We start from the raw sequence: 19,062 nt of genomic DNA, 5'->3' as shown, positions 1-19,062 counted from the left end.
CGGCAGGTAAACCCGCCGGGCCCGGACAACGCCAGCGCTTAGATGCGGCGGCGCTTCGGCGGACGGCAGCCGTTGTGCGGAATCGGCGTGACGTCTTCGATGATCGCGATCTTGATGCCCAGCGCATTCAGCGCGCGGACAGCCGACTCACGGCCGGGGCCGGGGCCCTTGATGCGCACTTCCAGGTTCTTGATGCCCTGGTCTTGCGCCACGCGGCCGGCGTTCTCGGCAGCAACCTGGGCAGCGAACGGGGTCGACTTGCGCGAACCCTTGAAGCCCTGGCCACCGGCGGTCGCCCACGACAGGGCGTTGCCCTGACGGTCGGTGATCGTGATGATGGTGTTGTTGAACGAGGCGTGGACGTGCGCAATGCCGTCGGCAACGTTCTTCTTGACCTTTTTACGCGCGCGAGCGGCGTTATTCGGACCTTTTGCCATTAGTTTCTTCCTCTGCCTTCGGCTTTACTTCTTCAGAGCCACGCCGGCCTTGCGCGGACCCTTGCGGGTACGGGCATTGGTCCGGGTACGCTGACCGCGCATGGGCAGGCCCTTGCGGTGACGCATGCCACGATAGCAACCAAGGTCCATCAGACGCTTGATGTTCATCGTGGTTTCACGACGCAGGTCACCCTCGACCGTAACCTTGCCCACTTCGTCACGAAGTTTTTCCAGGTCGGCGTCGGTCAGATCCTTGACCTTCTTGTCAAACGGTACACCGGTGGCCTCGCAAATCTTGCGAGCGCGCGAGCGGCCGACACCATAAATGGCCGTCAGGCCGATTTCGGTGTGCTTGTGGTTCGGGATGTTAACCCCTGCGATACGTGCCATTCGTCAATCCTCTTTCCGATTAGCCTTGGCGTTGCTTGTGGCGGGGATCCGACGAGCAGATCACGCGCACGACACCGTTGCGCTTGATGATTTTGCAGTTGCGGCAAATGCGCTTCACAGAAGCCAGCACTTTCATAATTTTCCTCTTCCTTCAATTCCTGTTCGCTCACTTCGTCCGGAAGACGATTCGTGCGCGCGACAGATCATATGGGGTCAGCTCGACCGTCACCTTGTCACCCGGAAGGATCCGGATGTAGTGCATTCTCATCTTGCCGGAGATATGGCCCAGCACTACATGGCCATTCTCCAGCTTGACTCGGAACGTCGCATTGGGCAGGTTTTCCAGGACCTCGCCCTGCATCTGGATGACGTCGTCTTTAGCCATACCTAGCCTGTACCGATCCGAAGTCAGCGCAAGGTCAGATTGCCCTTGAAATTCGCCTTCTTCAGCAGCGACTCATACTGCTGCGACATGACATAGGACTGAACCTGGGCCATGAAGTCCATCGTGACGACCACGATGATCAGCAGGGAGGTTCCGCCGAAATAGAACGGAACGTTCCAGCGCAGCACCAGGAATTCCGGCAACAGGCAGACCAGTGTGATGTAGATCGCACCAGCCAGCGTCAAACGCACCAGGATCTTGTCGATATAGCGCGTCGTCTGCTCGCCCGGACGAATGCCCGGAATGAAGGCACCGCTTTTCTTCAGGTTGTCTGCCACTTCACGGCTGTTGTAGACCAGGGCCGTGTAGAAGAAGCAGAAAAATACAATCGCAGCAGCGTACAGCAGGATATAGACCGGCTGGCCCGGCGACAGCGTGGCAGCCAGGTCCTTGATGAACCCGCCCACCGAGCCGGTCGCGTCAGACGTAAACCAGCCCGCGATCGTTGCCGGGAACAGGATGATCGACGATGCGAAAATCGGCGGAATCACCCCTGCCATGTTCAGCTTCAGCGGCAGGTGCGACGACTGGCCGCCGTACACCTTGTTGCCGACCTGACGCTTGGCATAGTTCACCAGGATCTTGCGCTGGCCACGCTCGACAAACACCACGGCGAAGGTCACACCGATCACGATCGCCACGATGAAGATCGCCGCGATGATGCTCATGGAACCCGTTCGGACCAGTTCAAACAGTCCGCCGATCGCGTTGGGAAGCCCCGCCGCGATACCGCCGAAGATGATGATCGAGATGCCGTTGCCGAGACCGCGCTCGGTGATCTGCTCACCCAGCCACATCAGGAACATCGTGCCGGTCACCAGCGTGATCACCGCCGTGGCCCGGAACATCAGGCCAGGATCCAGCACCAGCCCAGGCTGCGACTCCAGCGCCACCGCAATCGACAGCGCCTGGAACGTGGCCAGGACCACGGTGCCGTAACGCGTGTACTGCGTGATCTTGCGCTGCCCTGCCTGCCCTTCCTTCTTCAGCGCTTCCAGCTGCGGCAGCACGATCGTCAGCAACTGCATGATGATCGACGCCGAGATGTACGGCATGATGCCGAGCGCGAAGACGGTAAAGCGCGACAGCGCCCCGCCCGAGAACAGGTTGAACATCCCGAGGATGCCACCCGACTGACTCTGGAAAAGCTTCGCAAGCTGCTCCGGATCGATACCGGGCACCGGAATATGAGCGCCGATGCGGTACACGATCAGGGCCAGCACCAGGAACATCAGGCGGCGCTTGAGGTCGCCGTACTTCGCCGTGTTCCTGGCTTGCGCGCTTGCATTGGGTTTCGCCGTGGCCAAACGATGCTCCGACTATAACTGCCTATGCTGCGATAAATGCCTGTCAGGCTGCGATCTGGCCGCCGGCGGCTTCGATCGCGGCCTTGGCACCAGCGGTGGCGCCCAGACCCTTGATCGACACCTTGCGGGTCAGTTCGCCAGCCTTGATGACCTTGGCGCTCTTGACCAGCTCGCCCACCAGGCCAGCTTGCTTCAGGACCAGCAGGTCGACTTCAGCCGCTTCCAGGCGCTCGATGTCACGCAGCGTGACTTCGGCGGTGAACGCCTTGGTCAGCGAGGTGAAGCCGCGCTTCGGCAGGCGACGATACAGCGGCATTTGACCGCCTTCGAAGCCCACCTTGTGGAAGCCGCCCGAACGCGACTTCTGACCCTTGTGACCGCGACCGGCAGTCTTGCCCAGGCCGGAGCCGATACCGCGGCCGACGCGACGCTTGGCGTGCTTCGAACCGGCGGCCGGTTTCAGGTTGTTCAGTTGCATCTTGCTCTCCAAGTCCCGATCAGGCCAGAACCTTGACCAGGTACGAGACCTTGTTGATCATGCCGCGCACGGCGGGCGTGTCCTGCAGCTCCGACACCGAGTTGATGCGGCGCAGGCCCAGGCCACGCACGGTGGCGCGATGATCCTCGCGCGTGCCGATCAGGCTGCGCACGAGTTGCACTTTTACGGTTTTCTGCGACATTGCGTTCACCTTAACCCAGGATGTCTTCGACCGACTTGCCACGCTTGGCGGCGATTTCGCCCGGCGTGCTCATCTTCTGAAGGCCGTCCAGCGTGGCGCGAACCATGTTGTACGGGTTGGTGGAGCCGTGCGACTTGGTCACCACGTTGGTGACGCCCATCACTTCGAAGATCGCGCGCATCGGGCCGCCGGCGATCACGCCGGTACCTTCCTTGGCGGGCATCATCAGCACCTTGGCGGCGCCGTGCTTGCCAACGACTTCGTGTTGCAGCGTGCCGTTCTTCAGCGAGACCTTGACCATCTTGCGACGGGCTTCGTCCATTGCCTTCTGAACAGCAACCGGCACTTCCTTGGCCTTGCCCTTGCCCATGCCGATGCGGCCATCGCCGTCACCAACCACGGTCAGCGCTGCGAAACCGAGAATCCGGCCACCCTTCACCACCTTGGTGACACGGTTGACCGAGATCATCTTCTCGCGGAGGCCGTCGTCGCGTTCGTCCTGTTGGACTTTTGCTTGCATCTTTGCCATGACGTATCTCTCTCTATGCGCTTAGAACTTCAGGCCGGCTTCGCGGGCGGCGTCTGCCAGGGCCTTCACGCGGCCATGGAAACGGAAGCCGGCGCGATCGAACGCGACGGTTTCCACGCCGGCAGCCTTCGCCTTCTCGGCGATGCGCTTGCCAACCACAGTGGCGGCAGCGGCGGTAGCGCCCTTGCCATCCAGTTCCTTGCGCACTTCCACCTCGGCGGTCGACGCGGAAGCCAGCACCTTGGTGCCGCACTCCGAGAAAACCTGGGCGTAAATATGCGAATTCGTACGGAACACGGTCAGACGATTGACTTTCATCTCCGCGATCTTGGCGCGGGTCTGACGTGCACGGCGCAAACGAGCGTCTTTCTTGTTCATCATTGCACCCCTTACTTCTTCTTGGTTTCCTTCAGGATGACGCGCTCGTCGCTGTAGCGCACACCCTTGCCCTTGTAGGGCTCAGGCGGGCGGTACGCGCGAACTTCCGCGGCAACCTGACCGACTTTCTGCTTGTCCGCACCCTTGATGATGATCTCGGTCTGCGTCGGCGTTGCCGCCGTCACGCCTTCCGGCATCTCATGGATCACGTCGTGCGAGAAACCAAGCTGGAGCTTCAGCGCAGCGCCTTGCAGCTGGGCACGGTAGCCCACGCCAACGAGGTTCAGCTTGCGCTCGAAACCGGTGGTCACGCCCTTGACCATGTTCGCCGCCAGGGCGCGCATGGTGCCTTGCAGGGCGTTTGCTTCACGCGACTCGTCAGCCGGCGAGAAGGTCAGCGTGTCGTTCTCGACATTGACCTTGACCAGGCTGTGAATCGGTTGCGACAGCGTACCCAGCGGACCCTTGACGGAGAGCACGCCAGCTGCCACGTTCACTTCCGCGCCCTTGGGGAGCGCGATGGGAGCCTTACCTACACGGGACATGGTTCTCTCCTTAAGCGACGTAGCAGAGAACTTCGCCGCCCACGCCGGTGGCGCGAGCCTTGCGGTCGGTCATCAGACCCTGCGGGGTCGAGATGATCGCCACACCCAGGCCGTTCATCACTTGCGGGATGTCGCTGCGGCCCTTGTACACGCGCAGGCCGGGCTTCGAGACGCGCTCGATGCGCTCGATCACCGGACGGCCGGCGTAGTACTTCAGGCCGATGCTCAGTTGTGCCTTGCCGCCATCTTCCTGGACGGCGTAATCGTCGATGTAGCCTTCGTCCTTCAGGACCTTGGCGATTGCCACTTTCAGCTTCGACGACGGCATGACAACCGACGCCTTCTGCACGCCTTGGGCGTTGCGGATGCGCGTCAGCATATCGGCGATAGGATCGCTCATGCTCATACTGTTTCTCCTGTAGCCTGTGCGTAATTACCAGCTGGCTTTCGTCAGACCCGGGATTTCGCCCTTGAAGGCGATTTCGCGGATCTTGTTACGCGCCAGGCCAAACTTGCGGAAGGTACCGCGGGGACGACCGGTGATCGCGCAGCGGTTACGCTGGCGAGTCGGGTTCGCGTTGCGCGGGAGCTGTTGCAGCTCGAGACGCGCGCTGTAACGCTCTTCTTCCGACTTCTCTTGGTCGTCAATAATGGCCTTGAGGTTGGCGCGCTTGGCGGCATATTTTGCCACCAGCTTGGCGCGCTTCTTCTCACGTTCAATCAGAGCCAGTTTAGCCACGGTTACCCCTTAATTGCGGAACGGGAACTTGAACGCACCGAGGAGTGCCTTGGCTTCCTCGTCGTTCTTTGCCGTCGTCGTGATGCTGATGTTCAGACCACGCAGTGCGTCGATCTTGTCGTACTCGATTTCGGGGAAAATGATCTGCTCTTTCACACCGATGTTGTAGTTGCCACGACCGTCGAACGAACGGCCCGACACACCACGGAAGTCACGCACGCGCGGCAGGGCCACGGTGACGAAACGATCGAGGAATTCGAACATGCGCTCGCCGCGCAGGGTCACCATCGCACCGATGGGGTAGCCCTGGCGGATCTTGAAGCCAGCGATGGCCTTCTTGGCCTTCGTCACGACCGGCTTCTGACCGGCGATCTTGGTCAGGTCGCCGACGGCGTTTTCAATGATCTTCTTGTCATTGATCGCTTCGCCAAGGCCCATGTTCAGGGTGATCTTGGTGATGCGCGGCACTTCCATGACCGACTTGTAGCCGAACTGTTCGATCAGTTTCGGCACAACCTGTTCTTTGTAAAACTCTTGCAGACGTGCTGCCATGCTCAACTCCTAAACGTGCCCAGAATCAAGCTGCCACGACGGCGCCGGTGGTCTTCAGCACGCGCACGCGCTTGCCGTCTTCCACCTTGATGCCGACGCGCGACGGCTTGCCATTGGCATCCACGAGCGCAACGTTGGAAATATGCAGCGGCATGACCTTGTCAACCACGCCACCGGTGGTGCCGAGCATCGGGTTCGGGCGCGCATGCTTCTTGGCGATGTTCACGCCTTGCACCGCAACCTTGTCACCGAGCACGGCCTGCACGGTACCGCGCTTGCCCTTGTCCTTGCCGGTCAGGACGATGACTTCATCGCCTTTGCGAATCTTGTTCATGTCGGCTCCTTACAGCACTTCCGGAGCGAGCGACACGATCTTCATGAAGCGCTCGGTACGGAGTTCACGAGTCACCGGCCCGAAGATACGGGTGCCGATCGGCTCGAGCTTGTTGTTCAGCAGGACGGCGGCATTGCCGTCGAACTTGATCAGCGAACCGTCAGCGCGGCGAACGCCCTTGGCGGTACGCACGACGACGGCGTTGTAGATGTCGCCCTTCTTCACGCGACCGCGCGGCGCTGCGTCCTTGACGGTCACCTTGATGATGTCGCCAACGCTTGCGTAGCGGCGCTTGGAGCCACCCAGCACCTTGATGCACAGCACTTCGCGCGCACCAGTGTTATCGGCTACTTCGAGCCGGCTTTCTGTCTGAATCATGGTGTTTGTCTTCCCAACTTAATCCGCCAGGTGCCATAGCGCCCGTCGGTCAGTCTTGGTCCCGTCGGCTCCGGCCTTGCGCCAGCACCGTCTGGGTTGATCAACTTTGAAGTCGGTAGGAACCTGGCAATCCCGACAGATCGTCGAGGCCGCCTGGCCCTGGCTCGCTAAACAGGCCCGCCTGGGTGGTACAACTTAGGCGAACGCAATAAAGCGGAAGTCCAGGATTATAGCTACATAATCCTGGACTTGCAAGTCAAGCTAAGAACGTGTTGTTCTTAGATGACGCGAGCAGCCTCTACCAGCCGGGAAACCACCCAGGACTTGGTCCGCGACAGCGGACGGCCTTCCTGGATTTCGACCTTGTCGCCTTCCTTGTACTGGTTGGCTTCGTCGTGTGCGTGGTACTTCTTGGAACGCAGCACGTACTTGCCGTACAGGGGATGCTTGACGCGGTTTTCCACCAAGACCGTAACGGTCTTGTCCATCTTGTCGCTCACGACACGGCCGACCAGGGTGCGGCGAAGCGACTTTTCCGTTTGTGCAGCTTCAGTCATTTCGCGTTCGCCTTTTGAGTCAGCACGGTTTGCACGCGCGCGATGTCCTTGCGAACCTTCTTCAGCTGGCTGGTGTTCTGCAGCTGTTGGGTTGCCTTTTGCATGCGCAGGCTAAATTGGGCCTTCAGCAGCTCGGAGAGCTCCTGGTTCAGGCCTGCGGCGTCCTTGCCGCGAAGTTCGGATGCTTTCATTCCTGCTCTCCTTACGTCCCGACCTGGCGCACCACGAAATTGGTGGCGATCGGCAGCTTGGCGGCCGCGAGGCGGAACGCCTCACGCGCCAGCTCTTCGCTCACGCCATCCATTTCGTACAGCATCTTGCCCGGCTGGATTTCAGCCACGTAGTATTCCGGATTGCCCTTGCCGTTACCCATACGGACTTCAGCGGGCTTCTTCGAGATCGGCTTGTCCGGGAAGATCCGGATCCAGATGCGGCCGCCACGCTTGATGTGACGGGTCATCGCACGACGTGCCGACTCGATCTGACGAGCGGTCAGACGGCCACGGCCCATTGCCTTCAGGCCGAATTCGCCGAAAGACACGGCGTTGCCACGGGTAGCCTTACCCGTGTTGCGGCCTTTCTGCTCCTTGCGGTATTTTCTGCGCTTAGGTTGCAGCATCGTTATTCTCCACTCTTCGCATCGCCAGGCGCACCGCGGCGACCGGCACCTGCACCGGCGCCACCGCGACGGTTGCCACCCGGACGGCCTTCGCCTTCACGGCGGCGGCCTTCCGGACGACCCGGGCGACGACGACGGTCGTCTTGCGGCTCTTCCACCACCGGCGCGTCATTGCGGCCGAGGTGATCACCCTTGTAGACCCACACCTTGACACCAATGATGCCGTAGGTGGTTTCTGCTTCGGAGAAGCCGTAGTCGATGTCGGCGCGCAGGGTGTGCAGGGGCACACGGCCTTCGCGGTACCACTCGGTACGTGCGATTTCGATACCGTTCAGACGGCCGGCGCTCATGATCTTGATACCCTGGGCGCCCAGGCGCATCGCGTTCTGCATGGCGCGCTTCATGGCGCGGCGGAACATGATGCGGCGCTCGAGCTGCTGGGTGATCGAATCGGCGATCAGCTGAGCATCGGTTTCCGGCTTGCGGATTTCCTCGATGTTCACGTGCACGGGCACGCCCATGCGACGCTGCAGTTCGGCCTTCAGCAGTTCGATGTCCTCACCCTTCTTGCCGATCACCACGCCCGGACGCGAGCTGTAAATGGTGATACGGGCATTGCGGGCGGGGCGCTCGATCACGACGCGGCCAACCGATGCGTTCTTCAGCTTCTTCTTCAGGAAGTCGCGAACTTCGATGTCTTCCTTCAGCATGCCGGCGAACTTCGTGTTGCTGGCGTACCAGCGCGAAGCCCAGTTACGGCTGACAGCCAGACGGAAGCCAGTCGGATGAATCTTCTGTCCCATCGTGACTCCTTAGTTGCCGAGCGTCACAGTGATGTGACAGGTTTGTTTCTCGATGCGGTTGCCGCGGCCCTTCGCCCGTGCGGTGAAGCGCTTGAGCGAGGTCGCCTTGTCGACGTAGATCGATTTGACCTTCAGTTCGTCGATGTCGGCGCCTTCGTTGTGCTCAGCGTTGGCGATGGCCGATTCGACCACCTTCTTCACGATCCCGGCAGCCTTTTTCGGGCTGAACGCCAGGACATTGAGCGCGCGCTCGATCGGCAGACCGCGGATCTGGTCAGCGACCAGGCGCGTCTTCTGGGCGGAGATGCGGGCACCGCGATGAATCGCTTTCACTTCCATGATGGCACCTTACCTCTTCGCTTTCTTGTCAGCCGCGTGGCCCTTGAACGTGCGGGTGATCGCAAATTCGCCGAGCTTGTGGCCAACCATGTTTTCCGTCACGTACACCGGCACGTGTTGACGGCCGTTGTGCACGGCGATCGTCAGGCCAATGAACTCCGGCAGAATGGTCGAGCGGCGCGACCAAGTCTTGATGGGCTTCTTGTCCTTGCCGCTGACTGCAACTTCCACCTTCTTCAGCAGGTGGGCGTCGCAGAACGGACCCTTTTTAGCGGAACGAGTCATATCTTTAGCTCCTACCTACCGATTAACGCTTGTGGCGCTTCTGGACGATCATGCTGTCCGTGCGCTTGTTGCTACGGGTACGGTAACCCTTGGCCGGGGTACCCCACGGCGAAACCGGATCACGACCAGCAGCAGTCTTGCCTTCACCACCACCGTGCGGGTGATCCACCGGGTTCATCACGACACCACGCACCGTCGGGCGGATACCGCGCCAGCGGGTCGCACCGGCCTTGCCGATGACGCGCAGGCTGTGCTCTTCGTTGCCCACTTCACCGATGGTGGCGCGGCACTCGATGTGCACGCGGCGCACTTCACCGGAGCGCAGGCGAACCTGGGCGTACAGGCCTTCACGAGCCAGCAGCACGGCGGAACCGCCGGCGGCGCGTGCGATCTGCGAACCCTTGCCCGGCAGCATTTCCACGTTGTTGATCGTGGTACCAACCGGAATGTTGCGGATCGGCAGGTTGTTGCCGGCCTTGATCGGCGCTTCCGCACCGTTCAGCAGTTGCTGACCGGCAACCATGCCCTTGGTGGCGATGATGTAGCGGCGCTCGCCGTCGGCGAACAGCACCAGCGCGATGTTGGCGCTGCGGTTCGGATCGTATTCCAGGCGCTCGACCTTGGCGGGGATGCCGTCCTTGTCGTTGCGCTTGAAGTCGACCACGCGGTAGTGGTGCTTATGACCACCGCCCTTGTGGCGGGTGGTGATATGACCATTGTTGTTACGGCCCGACTTCTGGAATTGCTTTTCCAGCAGCGGAGCGTGCGGGGCGCCCTTGTGAAGGTCCTTGTTGACGACCTTCACCATCGAGCGACGACCCGGGGAAGTCGGCTTGGTCTTGACGAGTGCCATGATTACTTGGCCTCCGCTTCAAAATTGATTTCCTGACCCGGCTTCAGCGACACGTAAGCTTTCTTCACGTGGTTGCGACGGCCCATGAAACGGCCGAAGCGCTTCTGCTTGCCCTTCTGGTTCAGGATCTGAACGGACTGCACCTCGACCTTGAACAGCAGTTCGACGGCGGCCTTCACTTCTGCCTTGTTGGCATCGCGAGCCACTTCGAACACGACTTGTTCATTCTTGTCGGCGACCAGGGTTGCCTTTTCGGAAACCACCGGCGCGAGCAGCACCTGCATCAAACGATGATCGTTCTTGGCTACTTGCGTCATTTCAGCAACTCCTCGATCTGCGCGACGGCTGCCTTGGTCACCAGCACCTTCTTGTAGTGCACGAGCGACAGCGGATCAGCCTGGCGCGGCTCGACAACTGCCACGTGCGGCAGGTTGCGCGAAGCCAGGTAGAGGTTTTCGTCGAGGCTGTCGGTGATGATCAGCACCGAGTCCAGGCCCATGGCCTTGAACTTGTCGGCCAAGAGCTTGGTCTTGGGCGCGTCGACGGTGAAACCGTCCACCACATTGATACGGCCTTCACGTGCGAGCTGCGAGTAAATCGAGCGCATGCCGGCACGGAACATCTTCTTGTTGACCTTCTGGGTGAAGTTCTCTTCCGGCGAATTCGGGAAGATACGGCCACCCCCGCGCCACAGCGGCGACGAGGACATACCGGCACGGGCGCGGCCCGTACCCTTCTGGCGCCAGGGCTTCTTGGTCGTGTGCTTGACCTCTTCACGATCCTTCTGCTTACGGTTACCGCTGCGCGCGTTGGCCTGGTAAGCGACGACGATCTGGTGAACGAGGGCTTCGTTGTAGTCACGGCCGAACACTTCGGGCGAAGCGTCAACGCCCGCGCCGATCTGGCCATTGTCCTGGAGGAGCTTGAGTTCCATTACATGCGCTCCTTAAGCTTTGGCTTTGGCCTTGACGGCCGGGGTAACGATGACCTTGCCGTTCTTGGAGCCCGGGATGGCGCCCTTGACCAGCAGCAGCTTGCGCTCTGCGTCGATCTTGGCGATCTCCAGGTTCTGCACGGTGCGGGTGACATCGCCCAGGTGACCGGTCATGCGCTTGCCCGGGAACACGCGGCCCGGGTCCTGCGCCATACCGATCGAGCCCGGCACGTTGTGCGAGCGCGAGTTACCGTGGGTGGCACGGCCGGAGGCGAAGTGGTAGCGCTTGATGGTACCGGCGTAGCCCTTACCGATGGTCACGCCCTGCACGTCGATCTTCTGACCGACTTCGAACAGGTCGACCGACAGCGAACCGCCAGCTTGCAGTTCGGCAGCCTTGGCTGCATCGATACGGAATTCGCGGATGATTTCGCCGGCTTCCACGCCGGCTTTGGCGAGGTGACCCGCCAGCGGCTTGGTGACGCGGCTTGCGCGTCGTGCGCCGAAGGTGACTTGAACCGCGGTATAACCGTCGGTCTCGTCCGTCTTGATTTGCGTCACGCGGTTGTCGCCGACCTCGACCACGGTCACGGGAATTGCTTCACCGTCGTCCGTGAAAATACGGGTCATGCCAACCTTGCGACCTACAAGGCCAAGGCTCATGGTTTGCTCCATTCCCAGCTGCGATTGGCCGGGGCTGATTGATACACGAAAACTGTGTTTGCGCTTGTGCGCGGGTGGGCTGCGCTAAAGAGGACTGCGCATGGCCAAAACGACCAACCCACTACCCGGAGACACGGGTAGCCTTACACTATAACCATTCCCTGAGGAAAGGGCAATAAGCAATTGCGATTTGCCGGCGGGTGTTGTCAGCCGGATGCAGACAGATGTGCGCAAAAGCTGGCACGAAGGTGGCGCGAGGGCGGCCGGCGCCGCCCGCCGGCATGCGGAAGTCAGGCTGCGACGCGCACGAAGCCGCCGCCATAGAAGACCAGCGGCTCGCCCTCTTGCGCGGAGATTGACTCCACCGCGCCCACGATCAGCAGGTGGTCGCCCACGGGATCGGCACGCTCGACCCGGCACGCGAGCGTGGCGAGCGCGTCGTCAAGGTATGGCACGCCCCGGGCGCAGCGCGTATGGCGCACGCGGGCGAACTTGTCCGCCGCGGGGGTGGCGAAGCGGCGCGCCAGCTCACCGTGCCCGGCGCGCAGAATGCTGACGCCGAAGGGCTGGCCCGGGACGAACAGTGGCGCGTTGGGCGAGTGCGACGCCAGGCTCCACAGGATCAGCGGCGGCGCCAGCGACAGCGACGCGAACGAGTTGACGGTGATGCCGACCGGCCGCTGCTGCGCCGTACAGGCACCGATGACCGCCACGCCGGTCGCGTAGCGGCCGCAAACCCGGCGCAGCTCGCGCGGATCGAGCAGTGTCGCGGCATGACTGATGGTGTCCATGTCAGGCAGCCCGTGGCAGATGGTGGTCGATCAGCTGGTGGCAGGCCTGCGCGTCCATCCACCATGGGAAATAGTCCGGCGGATTGTCGAAGCCGTTGGCGATGCGCGCCGCCAGCGCCGGCGCCTGCCCCGCCGCGCCCAGCAAGGCCAGGATATGGGGCGGCGGCGGAGTCAGCAGCGAGTTGGTCCAGGCCACGACATCGCCGGCGTATTGCCAGTAGCGGGCGAAGGTCTGCTCCATCCAGTCACGGTCGAACGGCCGCTCGCCATGGTCGAGGATGGCGTCGAGATAGACCTTGCAGCATTTGGCGGCATTGTTGGAGCCTTGGCCGGTGATCGGGTCGTTGACCACCACGGCATCGGCCATGCCGAATACCAGCCGGCCCGAAGGCAGCGTCAGCACCGGCTTGCGCACCGTCGGCGCGAAGCGGCCCGCCAGGATGCCGTTGTCGTCGGTCAGCGCCACGCGCTCGCAGCGCTCGGCTTCCCACGGCGCATAGGTACGCAGGATGCGCAGGCTTTCCGCGAGGTGCTGCTCGGGCGTGCGCGCCTCGGCCCAGCGATCCATCGGCCCGCCAGGAATGCCCTCGAACACCATGATCTCGCACGGCCCCGACAGCGTCAGCGCCGGGAAGACGAAGTATTCGCCGACGCCCGGGATCAGGTTGAAGCAAACCCGCGAGAACGGCTCGCGCGGCACCATGCCGGTCACGTAGGTCAGCGCCAGCGCGCGTTGCGGCTTGTCGAACGGGCTGCGCTGCGCATCCCGCTCGAAGCGGCTCACGACCTCGCCCTTGCCGGCGGCCAGCAGCACCAGGTCGTGCTCGCGCGTCAGCGCTTCCAGCTCGTCCACGCCGACGTCGACGATGCGCAGGTCGCCGCCACGCGCGGCGAAGGCTTCCATCCATGCCGGCATCTTCAACCGCTGGTCGACCGCCTGCGCCGGACGGTCCAGCGGCGCGGCCCAGTCGATGGCTTTCGCGCCGGGCTGCTCGGGATGCGGCACGGCCAGGCCGATGCCCTCGACCGGCGGGCAGGTGTCGTCCCACCAGTTGAGGCCGAGGTCTCGCTCGGTCTGCAAGGCGCGGTCGAACATGCACTGGCTCGACATGACCTTGCCGGCGCGGACTTGTTCGGGCGTGCGGTTGGACAGCAGCGTGACCTGGTAGCCGGCCGCCTGCAGCCCGAGGGCCATTTGCAGGCCGGACTGCCCGGCCCCGACGATGGCGATGCGTTGGCGCATGATGTTGTCTCCTGGTTGGATGCGGGGATGGCGTCAGCCGGCCAGCTTGCCGATGGCCGGGACGTTCTGCTCCGGGCCCATGGCGCTGTAGCCACCGTCAACGGCGTAATCCGCGCCGGTAACGAAGCTGGCATGGTCGGAACACAGGAACAGCACTACCTGTGCAACTTCGTCGGGCTCGCCGACACGGCCCAGCAGGTGGAAAGGCGCGGCGACGGCATCGGTACGGGCGCGGTTGCCGCCGCTGACTTCGTCCATCAGCCGGCACCAGGTCCAGCCCGGCGAGACCGAGTTCACGCGGATGCCATCGGGCGCCAGGTCCATCGCCATGCTGCGCGTCAGCTGCGCGATGGCCGCCTTCGATACCGGATAGAGCCAGCGCCCGGTCTGCGCGACGTTGGCCGAGATGCTGGTGAAATTGACGATGGCGCCGCCGCCGCGCGCGCGCATCTGCAGCTGCACCGCCTGCGCCAGCATCACGCCGGACACGACGTTGACGTCGAGTGCCGCCAGCCAGTCGGCACGGCTGGAGCGGAAGCCGTCGTCGAGATAGGTGCAGGCGAGGTTGACCAGGAAGTCCACGCCGCCAAAGCGCTGCGCGACCTGGCTGACCGCATGGCGAACCTGCTCGTCCCGCGTGATGTCGGCCGCGATGAACAGTGCGTCCTTGCCCAGCTCCGCGGCGACCCGCTCGCCGTTGGCGGCATCGATATCGAAGATCGCCACGCGCGCGCCGGCCTCGACGAAGGCCCGCGCCACGCCCGCGCCGATCAGCGTGGCGCCGCCGGTGACGATGGCGACCTTGTCCTGCAATCCCTTCATGGTTGTCTCCTTGTTTGCCATCCGTGTCCGGGTCCGGGCGGGCCTCTGCGGGCCCGCGCCGGATCGATGCTGCAATGATCGCTACCTGAACTCGCCACCTGCCCTCGCCACCCTGACTTCACTACTTGCCTTCGCTCTCTTGCCAGCGCGCCATCAGCGTGTTCGACGGCAAGGCTTCGTCCAGCAGCTTGCGCGCGGTCTCCACGCCCGCCACCGGCAGACCCGCCGGATCCAGCTTGCCGATCTGCACCAGCACGCTGGCCTGGTCCCAGTAGATATGCTCGTGATAGAGCTTGTCGCCACGGAATTTGACGATGGCGATCAGCGGAATCTCCACGCGCTTGCCGGTAGGCGGCACGCCTGGCAGCATCCAGTCGATCTCGCAGGTATGCGTGAAGCAGAACAGCAATTCGTCGACGATCTGCGTGGCGCCGATCGTTCGCGACAGCGGGATCAGCGTGGTATCGGGCGGATTGCTGTGAACAAAGTGGTTCTGGTAGAAGCGCCGCAGCTGCGCGTAGCCGACACCGCCGGTCATGGTCGGGATATGGTTCACATACGGCTGCGGCACCATCGTCGCCATGGTGGCATCGACGTCGCGCGTGGCGAATTCATACTCGCAGTGCTTGTCCCACAGTGCGGAGAAGTCGAAGTGCGGCCCCATCTCGCGGCGCAGCGCGGCGATCGCACGCTGGTGCGCCATCAACGCCGACGGCTTGTCGAAGTGCTCGCCGCCGGCACGCGCAAAGGCGTGGTCGACGCCCGGGTAGACATAGACCTCGATGTTGTCGCGCCCGGCCAGGGCATCGCGGATCGCGGCCTGTGCCTGCGGCGGGCAGAAGCCGTCTTTTTCCGCGATATGCAGCACCAGGCGCCCACGCACGTGTGCGGCCTCGCCCAGCGCATGCTCGATGCCCACGCCGTAATACGCCACCGCGCAGGCCACGTCCGGCAGCCGGCACGCCGCCAGGTAAGCCAGCTTGCCACCCAGGCAGAAGCCCAGCACGCCGGTCTGGCCGACGCATTCCGGGCGCGCCCGCAGCGTGTCCAGCGCCGCGCCCACGTCCTGCACGCCCTTGGCTTCGTCGAACTGCTGATAGAGCCCGAGCGCGCGCTGGAAATCCTCACCACGGTCGGTCAGTTCGATGCCGGGCGCGAGGCGCCAGAACAGGTCGGGAACCAGCACCGTGTAGCCCTCTTCGGCGTAGTAGTCGGCGACCTGCCGCATGGTGGCATTGACGCCGAAGATCTCCTGGCACAGCACGATTCCCGGGCCCTTCCCTGTCGCGGGAACGGCGAGGTAGCCGCTGAAATTGCCCTCGGGGGTCTGGATCTGGATGGTCTGGCCCATGGCCTGGTCTCCTTGTCGTTATCTCTTGACGGTGTCCGCTGGCGCCGCCGTGCTGGCTTCCATGATGGTGGCTCCGCACCGCAGCAAACTAGCCGCCCGCTGCAGCGGCTATCCGATTAGTGCAGGAAACTGCAAACCCGGTCAACGCTGCATCGCTGACGGCAAGGGCATCCGCTATAGTGGATCGCGTGGGAAACCGCGGGCCGGCGTGCGTGCCGGCCACGTCCCCGGACCATGCGGCGCGCACGGCGCCAGGGCTCCGCCAGCACCCGCTGGCCGCCCTGCCCGGCAGCACCGCGGCCACGCCAGAGGAGCGAGACAATGCAGCTGCCCCCCGCCGCCACGGCTGTTCCGTCCACGGGACCGCTGGCGAGCGCCCTGCTCGGCGATCCCGCCCGGTGCGTGTTCGCCTCGACCGACCTGGCCGAGACGCGCGCCGCCGTCGGCCGTGTATTCAAGCCGCACCGGCTCGACGTGCGCGGCACGCGGCTGCAGGCGCGCATGCACCATGCGCCGCTTGGCGCTGTCTCTTTCAACCGCCTCGCCTATGGGGCCGACGTCACCATCGATCCCGGCCCGCTCGGCGACTTCCTGCTGGTGCAGATGCCGCTGTCAGGACACGCCGATATCCGCTGTGGCGACCAGCACATCGTCTCGACGCCCGACTGCGCTTCGGTACTGACGCCCAGCGATCCGCTGGTCATGCGCTGGAGCGCCGACAACGACCAACTGATCGTACGCATAGAACGCAGTGCGCTGGAACGCGTCTGCGCCGCGCACCTCGGCCGGCGCCCAGCGCGGCCGCTGCGCTTCGCGCTCGGCATGGCCTGGCGCTCGGGCGCCTGGCATGAGCTGGTGCGCTACCTCGCGGCAATGCTCGAGACCGCTCCCGAGACCACGCGCCATCCGCTCACCGCCTGCCAGCTCGAGCAGCTGGTCATCGGCACGCTGCTGACACGGCAGCCGCACAACCTGTCTGACGCGCTGCGCGAGCACGGCAAGCCGTTGGCGCCGCGCCATGTCAAGGTGGTGGAAGAGTACATGCATGCCAACGCCGATGCGGCTTTGACCCCGGCCTTGCTGGCGGAAGTTGCCGGCGTCAGCGTACGCAGCCTGTTCGCCGGCTTCCGCGAGCATCGCGGTATCGGACCGATGGCCTACCTGCGCACCGTGCGACTTGAGCGCGTGCGGCACGACCTGCTTAACGATGCGTCGGCGGCATCGGTCAGCGCCGCGGCATTGCGCTGGGGCTTTGCGCACCTGGGGCGCTTCAGCGCGGAGTATCGGCGCGCGTTCGGGGAGTGCCCGGCGCAGACGCTGCGACGGCGCGGCGCGGGTTAGCGGGCCCCACACGAAAGCGGCCGCCCAAAACAAAACGGCGAACCACACGGTTCGCCGTTTTGCTGCCTCAAGCCGCCTGAGCGGCCCGAAACATCTTTACACCTTGATCTCGACGTCCACGCCGGCCGGCAGGTCGAGCTTCATCAGCGCGTCAACCGTCTTGTCGGTCGGATCGACGATGTCCATCAGGCGCTGGTGAGTGCGGATCTCGAACTGATCGCGGCTGGTCTTGTTGACGTGCGGCGAACGCAGGATGTCGAAGCGCTGGATGCGGGTCGGCAGGGGCACCGGGCCCTTGACGATCGCGCCGGTACGCTTGGCGGTATCCACGATTTCGGCAGCCGACTGGTCGATCAGGCGGTAGTCGAAAGCCTTCAGGCGGATACGGATCTTCTGGTTCTGCATGATATTTCCTTAAAAGAGCGATTGGGCAACGTGCCCAGTTAAATGGGGACATGCCCGCGGGCATGTCCCAGGAAGTGCTTAGTCGAGGATCTTTGCCACGACGCCGGCGCCGACGGTACGGCCGCCTTCGCGGATAGCGAAGCGCAGGCCTTCTTCCATGGCGATCGGGGCGATCAGCTTGACGGTGATCGACACGTTGTCACCCGGCATGACCATTTCCTTGTCCTTCGGCAGCTCGATCGAGCCGGTCACGTCGGTCGTACGGAAGTAGAACTGCGGGCGGTAGTTGTTGAAGAACGGGGTGTGACGGCCGCCTTCGTCCTTCGACAGGATGTACACCTCGCCGGTGAAGTGGGTGTGCGGCTTGATCGAACCCGGCTTGCACAGCACCTGGCCGCGCTCGACGTCTTCACGCTTGGTGCCGCGCAGCAGCAGACCGACGTTGTCGCCAGCCTGGCCCTGGTCCAGCAGCTTGCGGAACATTTCCACGCCGGTGCAGGTGGTCTTCACGGTCGGGCGGATACCGACGATTTCGATTTCTTCGCCGACCTTCACCACGCCGCGCTCGATACGGCCGGTCACCACGGTGCCGCGACCCGAGATCGAGAACACGTCTTCCACCGGCATCAGGAAGGTACCGTCAACGGCACGCTCCGGCGTCGGGATGTAGGTGTCCAGCGCGTCGGCCAGGCGCATGATGGCTTCTTCGCCCAGGTCGCCCTTGTCGCCTTCCAGTGCCAGCTTGGCCGAACCCTTGATGATCGGGGTGTCGTCGCCGGGGAACTCGTACTTGCTCAGCAGCTCGCGAACTTCCATCTCGACCAGTTCGAGCAGTTCAGCGTCGTCCACCATGTCGCACTTGTTCAGGAACACGATGATGTAAGGCACGCCAACCTGACGGGCCAGCAGGATGTGCTCGCGCGTTTGCGGCATCGGGCCGTCAGCGGCCGAGCACACCAGGATCGCGCCGTCCATCTGGGCGGCACCGGTGATCATGTTCTTCACATAGTCAGCGTGGCCCGGGCAGTCAACGTGCGCGTAGTGGCGGTTGGCCGTTTCGTACTCGACGTGGGCGGTATTGATGGTAATACCGCGTGCCTTCTCTTCCGGCGCTGCGTCGATTTCGTCGTACTTCTTGGCGGCACCGCCGAACTTCGCAGCCAGCACCGTGGCGATCGCTGCCGTCAGCGTGGTCTTGCCATGGTCAACGTGACCAATCGTACCAACGTTCACGTGCGGCTTGGTCCGCTCGAACTTTTCCTTTGCCATTTTTCAGCTCCTAATGGAATTCACTGTGATTCGATTCATTACACCGCCACGCCGGATAAGGCGTGGCGGCAAA

At 63.2% G+C, this 19,062-nt stretch carries 32 protein-coding genes; 1 reads left to right on the top strand and 31 read right to left on the bottom strand.

From position 1 onward, the window contains the following. Nucleotides 1-38: 38 nt before the first annotated feature. From rpsK to VSR71_RS21920, 29 genes are all read right to left on the bottom strand, one after another. The gene (gene rpsK, locus VSR71_RS22060) at nucleotides 39-437 is read right to left on the bottom strand and encodes a 30S ribosomal protein S11 (protein WP_010812376.1); all 399 of its coding nucleotides are present in this window, start codon (nucleotides 435-437) and stop codon (nucleotides 39-41) included. A 24-nt stretch (nucleotides 438-461) separates the two neighbouring features. Next, nucleotides 462-827 (bottom strand): 30S ribosomal protein S13, encoded by a 366-nt coding sequence (gene rpsM, locus VSR71_RS22055; RefSeq protein WP_010812377.1) that lies wholly within the window; start codon nucleotides 825-827, stop codon nucleotides 462-464. A 19-nt stretch (nucleotides 828-846) separates the two neighbouring features. Next, nucleotides 847-963: a 50S ribosomal protein L36 gene (gene rpmJ, locus VSR71_RS22050; RefSeq protein ID WP_008642959.1), complete on the bottom strand. Its 117-nt coding sequence runs from the start codon at nucleotides 961-963 to the stop codon at nucleotides 847-849. Between the two features lie 30 nt (nucleotides 964-993). After that, entirely contained in the window at nucleotides 994-1,212 is a 219-nt protein-coding gene (gene infA / locus VSR71_RS22045) for a translation initiation factor IF-1 (protein ID WP_029047590.1), read from the bottom strand. A gap of 23 nt (nucleotides 1,213-1,235) precedes the next feature. Beyond that, nucleotides 1,236-2,579, bottom strand: coding sequence for a preprotein translocase subunit SecY (secY, locus tag VSR71_RS22040; protein ID WP_342915945.1), 1,344 nt, complete (start codon nucleotides 2,577-2,579; stop codon nucleotides 1,236-1,238). Nucleotides 2,580-2,622: 43 nt separating this feature from the next. Next, the gene (rplO, locus tag VSR71_RS22035) at nucleotides 2,623-3,057 is read right to left on the bottom strand and encodes a 50S ribosomal protein L15 (RefSeq protein WP_116320345.1); all 435 of its coding nucleotides are present in this window, start codon (nucleotides 3,055-3,057) and stop codon (nucleotides 2,623-2,625) included. A 19-nt stretch (nucleotides 3,058-3,076) separates the two neighbouring features. Then, nucleotides 3,077-3,259, bottom strand: coding sequence for a 50S ribosomal protein L30 (gene rpmD / locus VSR71_RS22030; RefSeq protein WP_010812381.1), 183 nt, complete (start codon nucleotides 3,257-3,259; stop codon nucleotides 3,077-3,079). Between the two features lie 10 nt (nucleotides 3,260-3,269). Then, nucleotides 3,270-3,788: a 30S ribosomal protein S5 gene (gene rpsE / locus VSR71_RS22025; RefSeq protein WP_006160449.1), complete on the bottom strand. Its 519-nt coding sequence runs from the start codon at nucleotides 3,786-3,788 to the stop codon at nucleotides 3,270-3,272. Between the two features lie 21 nt (nucleotides 3,789-3,809). Next, a complete protein-coding gene (gene rplR, locus VSR71_RS22020; protein ID WP_010812382.1) occupies nucleotides 3,810-4,166 on the bottom strand; it encodes a 50S ribosomal protein L18 in 357 nt (118 codons plus the stop codon). A gap of 11 nt (nucleotides 4,167-4,177) precedes the next feature. Next, nucleotides 4,178-4,711, bottom strand: coding sequence for a 50S ribosomal protein L6 (rplF, locus tag VSR71_RS22015; RefSeq protein WP_116320346.1), 534 nt, complete (start codon nucleotides 4,709-4,711; stop codon nucleotides 4,178-4,180). A gap of 10 nt (nucleotides 4,712-4,721) precedes the next feature. Continuing rightward, a complete protein-coding gene (gene rpsH / locus VSR71_RS22010; protein WP_010812384.1) occupies nucleotides 4,722-5,117 on the bottom strand; it encodes a 30S ribosomal protein S8 in 396 nt (131 codons plus the stop codon). A 27-nt stretch (nucleotides 5,118-5,144) separates the two neighbouring features. Next, the gene (gene rpsN, locus VSR71_RS22005; protein ID WP_010812385.1) at nucleotides 5,145-5,450 is read right to left on the bottom strand and encodes a 30S ribosomal protein S14; all 306 of its coding nucleotides are present in this window, start codon (nucleotides 5,448-5,450) and stop codon (nucleotides 5,145-5,147) included. A gap of 9 nt (nucleotides 5,451-5,459) precedes the next feature. Further along, entirely contained in the window at nucleotides 5,460-6,002 is a 543-nt protein-coding gene (gene rplE / locus VSR71_RS22000; protein ID WP_010812386.1) for a 50S ribosomal protein L5, read from the bottom strand. 25 nt (nucleotides 6,003-6,027) lie between these two features. Continuing rightward, nucleotides 6,028-6,336 carry a 50S ribosomal protein L24 gene (rplX, locus tag VSR71_RS21995; RefSeq protein ID WP_010812387.1) on the bottom strand — a complete coding sequence of 103 codons (309 nt, stop codon included), beginning with the start codon at nucleotides 6,334-6,336 and terminating at the stop codon, nucleotides 6,028-6,030. A 9-nt stretch (nucleotides 6,337-6,345) separates the two neighbouring features. Further along, on the bottom strand, nucleotides 6,346-6,714 hold the full coding sequence (rplN, locus tag VSR71_RS21990) for a 50S ribosomal protein L14 (RefSeq protein WP_010812388.1): 369 nt from the start codon (nucleotides 6,712-6,714) through the stop codon (nucleotides 6,346-6,348). 278 nt (nucleotides 6,715-6,992) lie between these two features. Continuing rightward, on the bottom strand, nucleotides 6,993-7,271 hold the full coding sequence (gene rpsQ / locus VSR71_RS21985; RefSeq protein ID WP_010812389.1) for a 30S ribosomal protein S17: 279 nt from the start codon (nucleotides 7,269-7,271) through the stop codon (nucleotides 6,993-6,995). Beyond that, nucleotides 7,268-7,462, bottom strand: a complete 195-nt coding sequence (rpmC, locus tag VSR71_RS21980) for a 50S ribosomal protein L29 (RefSeq protein ID WP_010812390.1) — start codon at nucleotides 7,460-7,462, stop codon at nucleotides 7,268-7,270. Before rpmC ends, rpsQ begins: the two co-directional genes overlap by 4 nt. Nucleotides 7,463-7,473: 11 nt before the next feature. Next, nucleotides 7,474-7,890: a 50S ribosomal protein L16 gene (rplP, locus tag VSR71_RS21975; RefSeq protein WP_006576240.1), complete on the bottom strand. Its 417-nt coding sequence runs from the start codon at nucleotides 7,888-7,890 to the stop codon at nucleotides 7,474-7,476. Nucleotides 7,891-7,892: 2 nt separating this feature from the next. Beyond that, entirely contained in the window at nucleotides 7,893-8,693 is an 801-nt protein-coding gene (gene rpsC, locus VSR71_RS21970) for a 30S ribosomal protein S3 (protein WP_013958243.1), read from the bottom strand. A 9-nt stretch (nucleotides 8,694-8,702) separates the two neighbouring features. Further along, nucleotides 8,703-9,032 carry a 50S ribosomal protein L22 gene (gene rplV / locus VSR71_RS21965; protein WP_224081396.1) on the bottom strand — a complete coding sequence of 110 codons (330 nt, stop codon included), beginning with the start codon at nucleotides 9,030-9,032 and terminating at the stop codon, nucleotides 8,703-8,705. A 9-nt stretch (nucleotides 9,033-9,041) separates the two neighbouring features. Continuing rightward, nucleotides 9,042-9,317 (bottom strand): 30S ribosomal protein S19, encoded by a 276-nt coding sequence (rpsS, locus tag VSR71_RS21960; RefSeq protein ID WP_029047585.1) that lies wholly within the window; start codon nucleotides 9,315-9,317, stop codon nucleotides 9,042-9,044. A 22-nt stretch (nucleotides 9,318-9,339) separates the two neighbouring features. Beyond that, the gene (rplB, locus tag VSR71_RS21955; RefSeq protein WP_342915944.1) at nucleotides 9,340-10,170 is read right to left on the bottom strand and encodes a 50S ribosomal protein L2; all 831 of its coding nucleotides are present in this window, start codon (nucleotides 10,168-10,170) and stop codon (nucleotides 9,340-9,342) included. Nucleotides 10,171-10,172: 2 nt separating this feature from the next. Further along, nucleotides 10,173-10,487: a 50S ribosomal protein L23 gene (gene rplW / locus VSR71_RS21950; RefSeq protein ID WP_006576245.1), complete on the bottom strand. Its 315-nt coding sequence runs from the start codon at nucleotides 10,485-10,487 to the stop codon at nucleotides 10,173-10,175. Further along, nucleotides 10,484-11,104: a 50S ribosomal protein L4 gene (rplD, locus tag VSR71_RS21945; protein WP_010812396.1), complete on the bottom strand. Its 621-nt coding sequence runs from the start codon at nucleotides 11,102-11,104 to the stop codon at nucleotides 10,484-10,486. Before rplD ends, rplW begins: the two co-directional genes overlap by 4 nt. Nucleotides 11,105-11,116: 12 nt before the next feature. Then, on the bottom strand, nucleotides 11,117-11,767 hold the full coding sequence (gene rplC, locus VSR71_RS21940; RefSeq protein ID WP_010812397.1) for a 50S ribosomal protein L3: 651 nt from the start codon (nucleotides 11,765-11,767) through the stop codon (nucleotides 11,117-11,119). Between the two features lie 290 nt (nucleotides 11,768-12,057). Beyond that, nucleotides 12,058-12,558: a flavin reductase family protein gene (locus VSR71_RS21935; protein ID WP_342915943.1), complete on the bottom strand. Its 501-nt coding sequence runs from the start codon at nucleotides 12,556-12,558 to the stop codon at nucleotides 12,058-12,060. 1 nt (nucleotide 12,559) lies between these two features. Further along, nucleotides 12,560-13,801, bottom strand: coding sequence for a styrene monooxygenase/indole monooxygenase family protein (locus VSR71_RS21930; protein WP_342915942.1), 1,242 nt, complete (start codon nucleotides 13,799-13,801; stop codon nucleotides 12,560-12,562). 33 nt (nucleotides 13,802-13,834) lie between these two features. Next, nucleotides 13,835-14,623, bottom strand: coding sequence for an SDR family oxidoreductase (locus tag VSR71_RS21925; protein WP_342915941.1), 789 nt, complete (start codon nucleotides 14,621-14,623; stop codon nucleotides 13,835-13,837). 121 nt (nucleotides 14,624-14,744) lie between these two features. After that, nucleotides 14,745-15,974 (bottom strand): dienelactone hydrolase family protein, encoded by a 1,230-nt coding sequence (locus VSR71_RS21920; RefSeq protein WP_342915940.1) that lies wholly within the window; start codon nucleotides 15,972-15,974, stop codon nucleotides 14,745-14,747. A gap of 321 nt (nucleotides 15,975-16,295) precedes the next feature. Here VSR71_RS21920 and VSR71_RS21915 point away from each other — a divergent pair, with 321 nt between their 5' ends. Further along, entirely contained in the window at nucleotides 16,296-17,315 is a 1,020-nt protein-coding gene (locus VSR71_RS21915; protein ID WP_342915939.1) for an AraC family transcriptional regulator, read from the top strand. A 96-nt stretch (nucleotides 17,316-17,411) separates the two neighbouring features. Here VSR71_RS21915 and rpsJ read toward each other — a convergent pair whose 3' ends face one another. Both rpsJ and tuf read right to left on the bottom strand, forming a co-directional pair. Further along, nucleotides 17,412-17,720, bottom strand: a complete 309-nt coding sequence (gene rpsJ / locus VSR71_RS21910; protein WP_006160488.1) for a 30S ribosomal protein S10 — start codon at nucleotides 17,718-17,720, stop codon at nucleotides 17,412-17,414. Between the two features lie 78 nt (nucleotides 17,721-17,798). Further along, the gene (gene tuf, locus VSR71_RS21905) at nucleotides 17,799-18,989 is read right to left on the bottom strand and encodes an elongation factor Tu (protein ID WP_342915933.1); all 1,191 of its coding nucleotides are present in this window, start codon (nucleotides 18,987-18,989) and stop codon (nucleotides 17,799-17,801) included. Between the last annotated feature and the right edge of the window lie 73 nt (nucleotides 18,990-19,062).

The sequence above is a fragment of the Cupriavidus oxalaticus genome, from assembly GCF_038900635.1.
Taxonomy (GTDB): domain Bacteria; phylum Pseudomonadota; class Gammaproteobacteria; order Burkholderiales; family Burkholderiaceae; genus Cupriavidus; species Cupriavidus oxalaticus_B.
The sequence above is the reverse complement of the archived record's forward strand: the minus strand, read 5'-3'. Positions and strand labels throughout refer to the sequence as shown.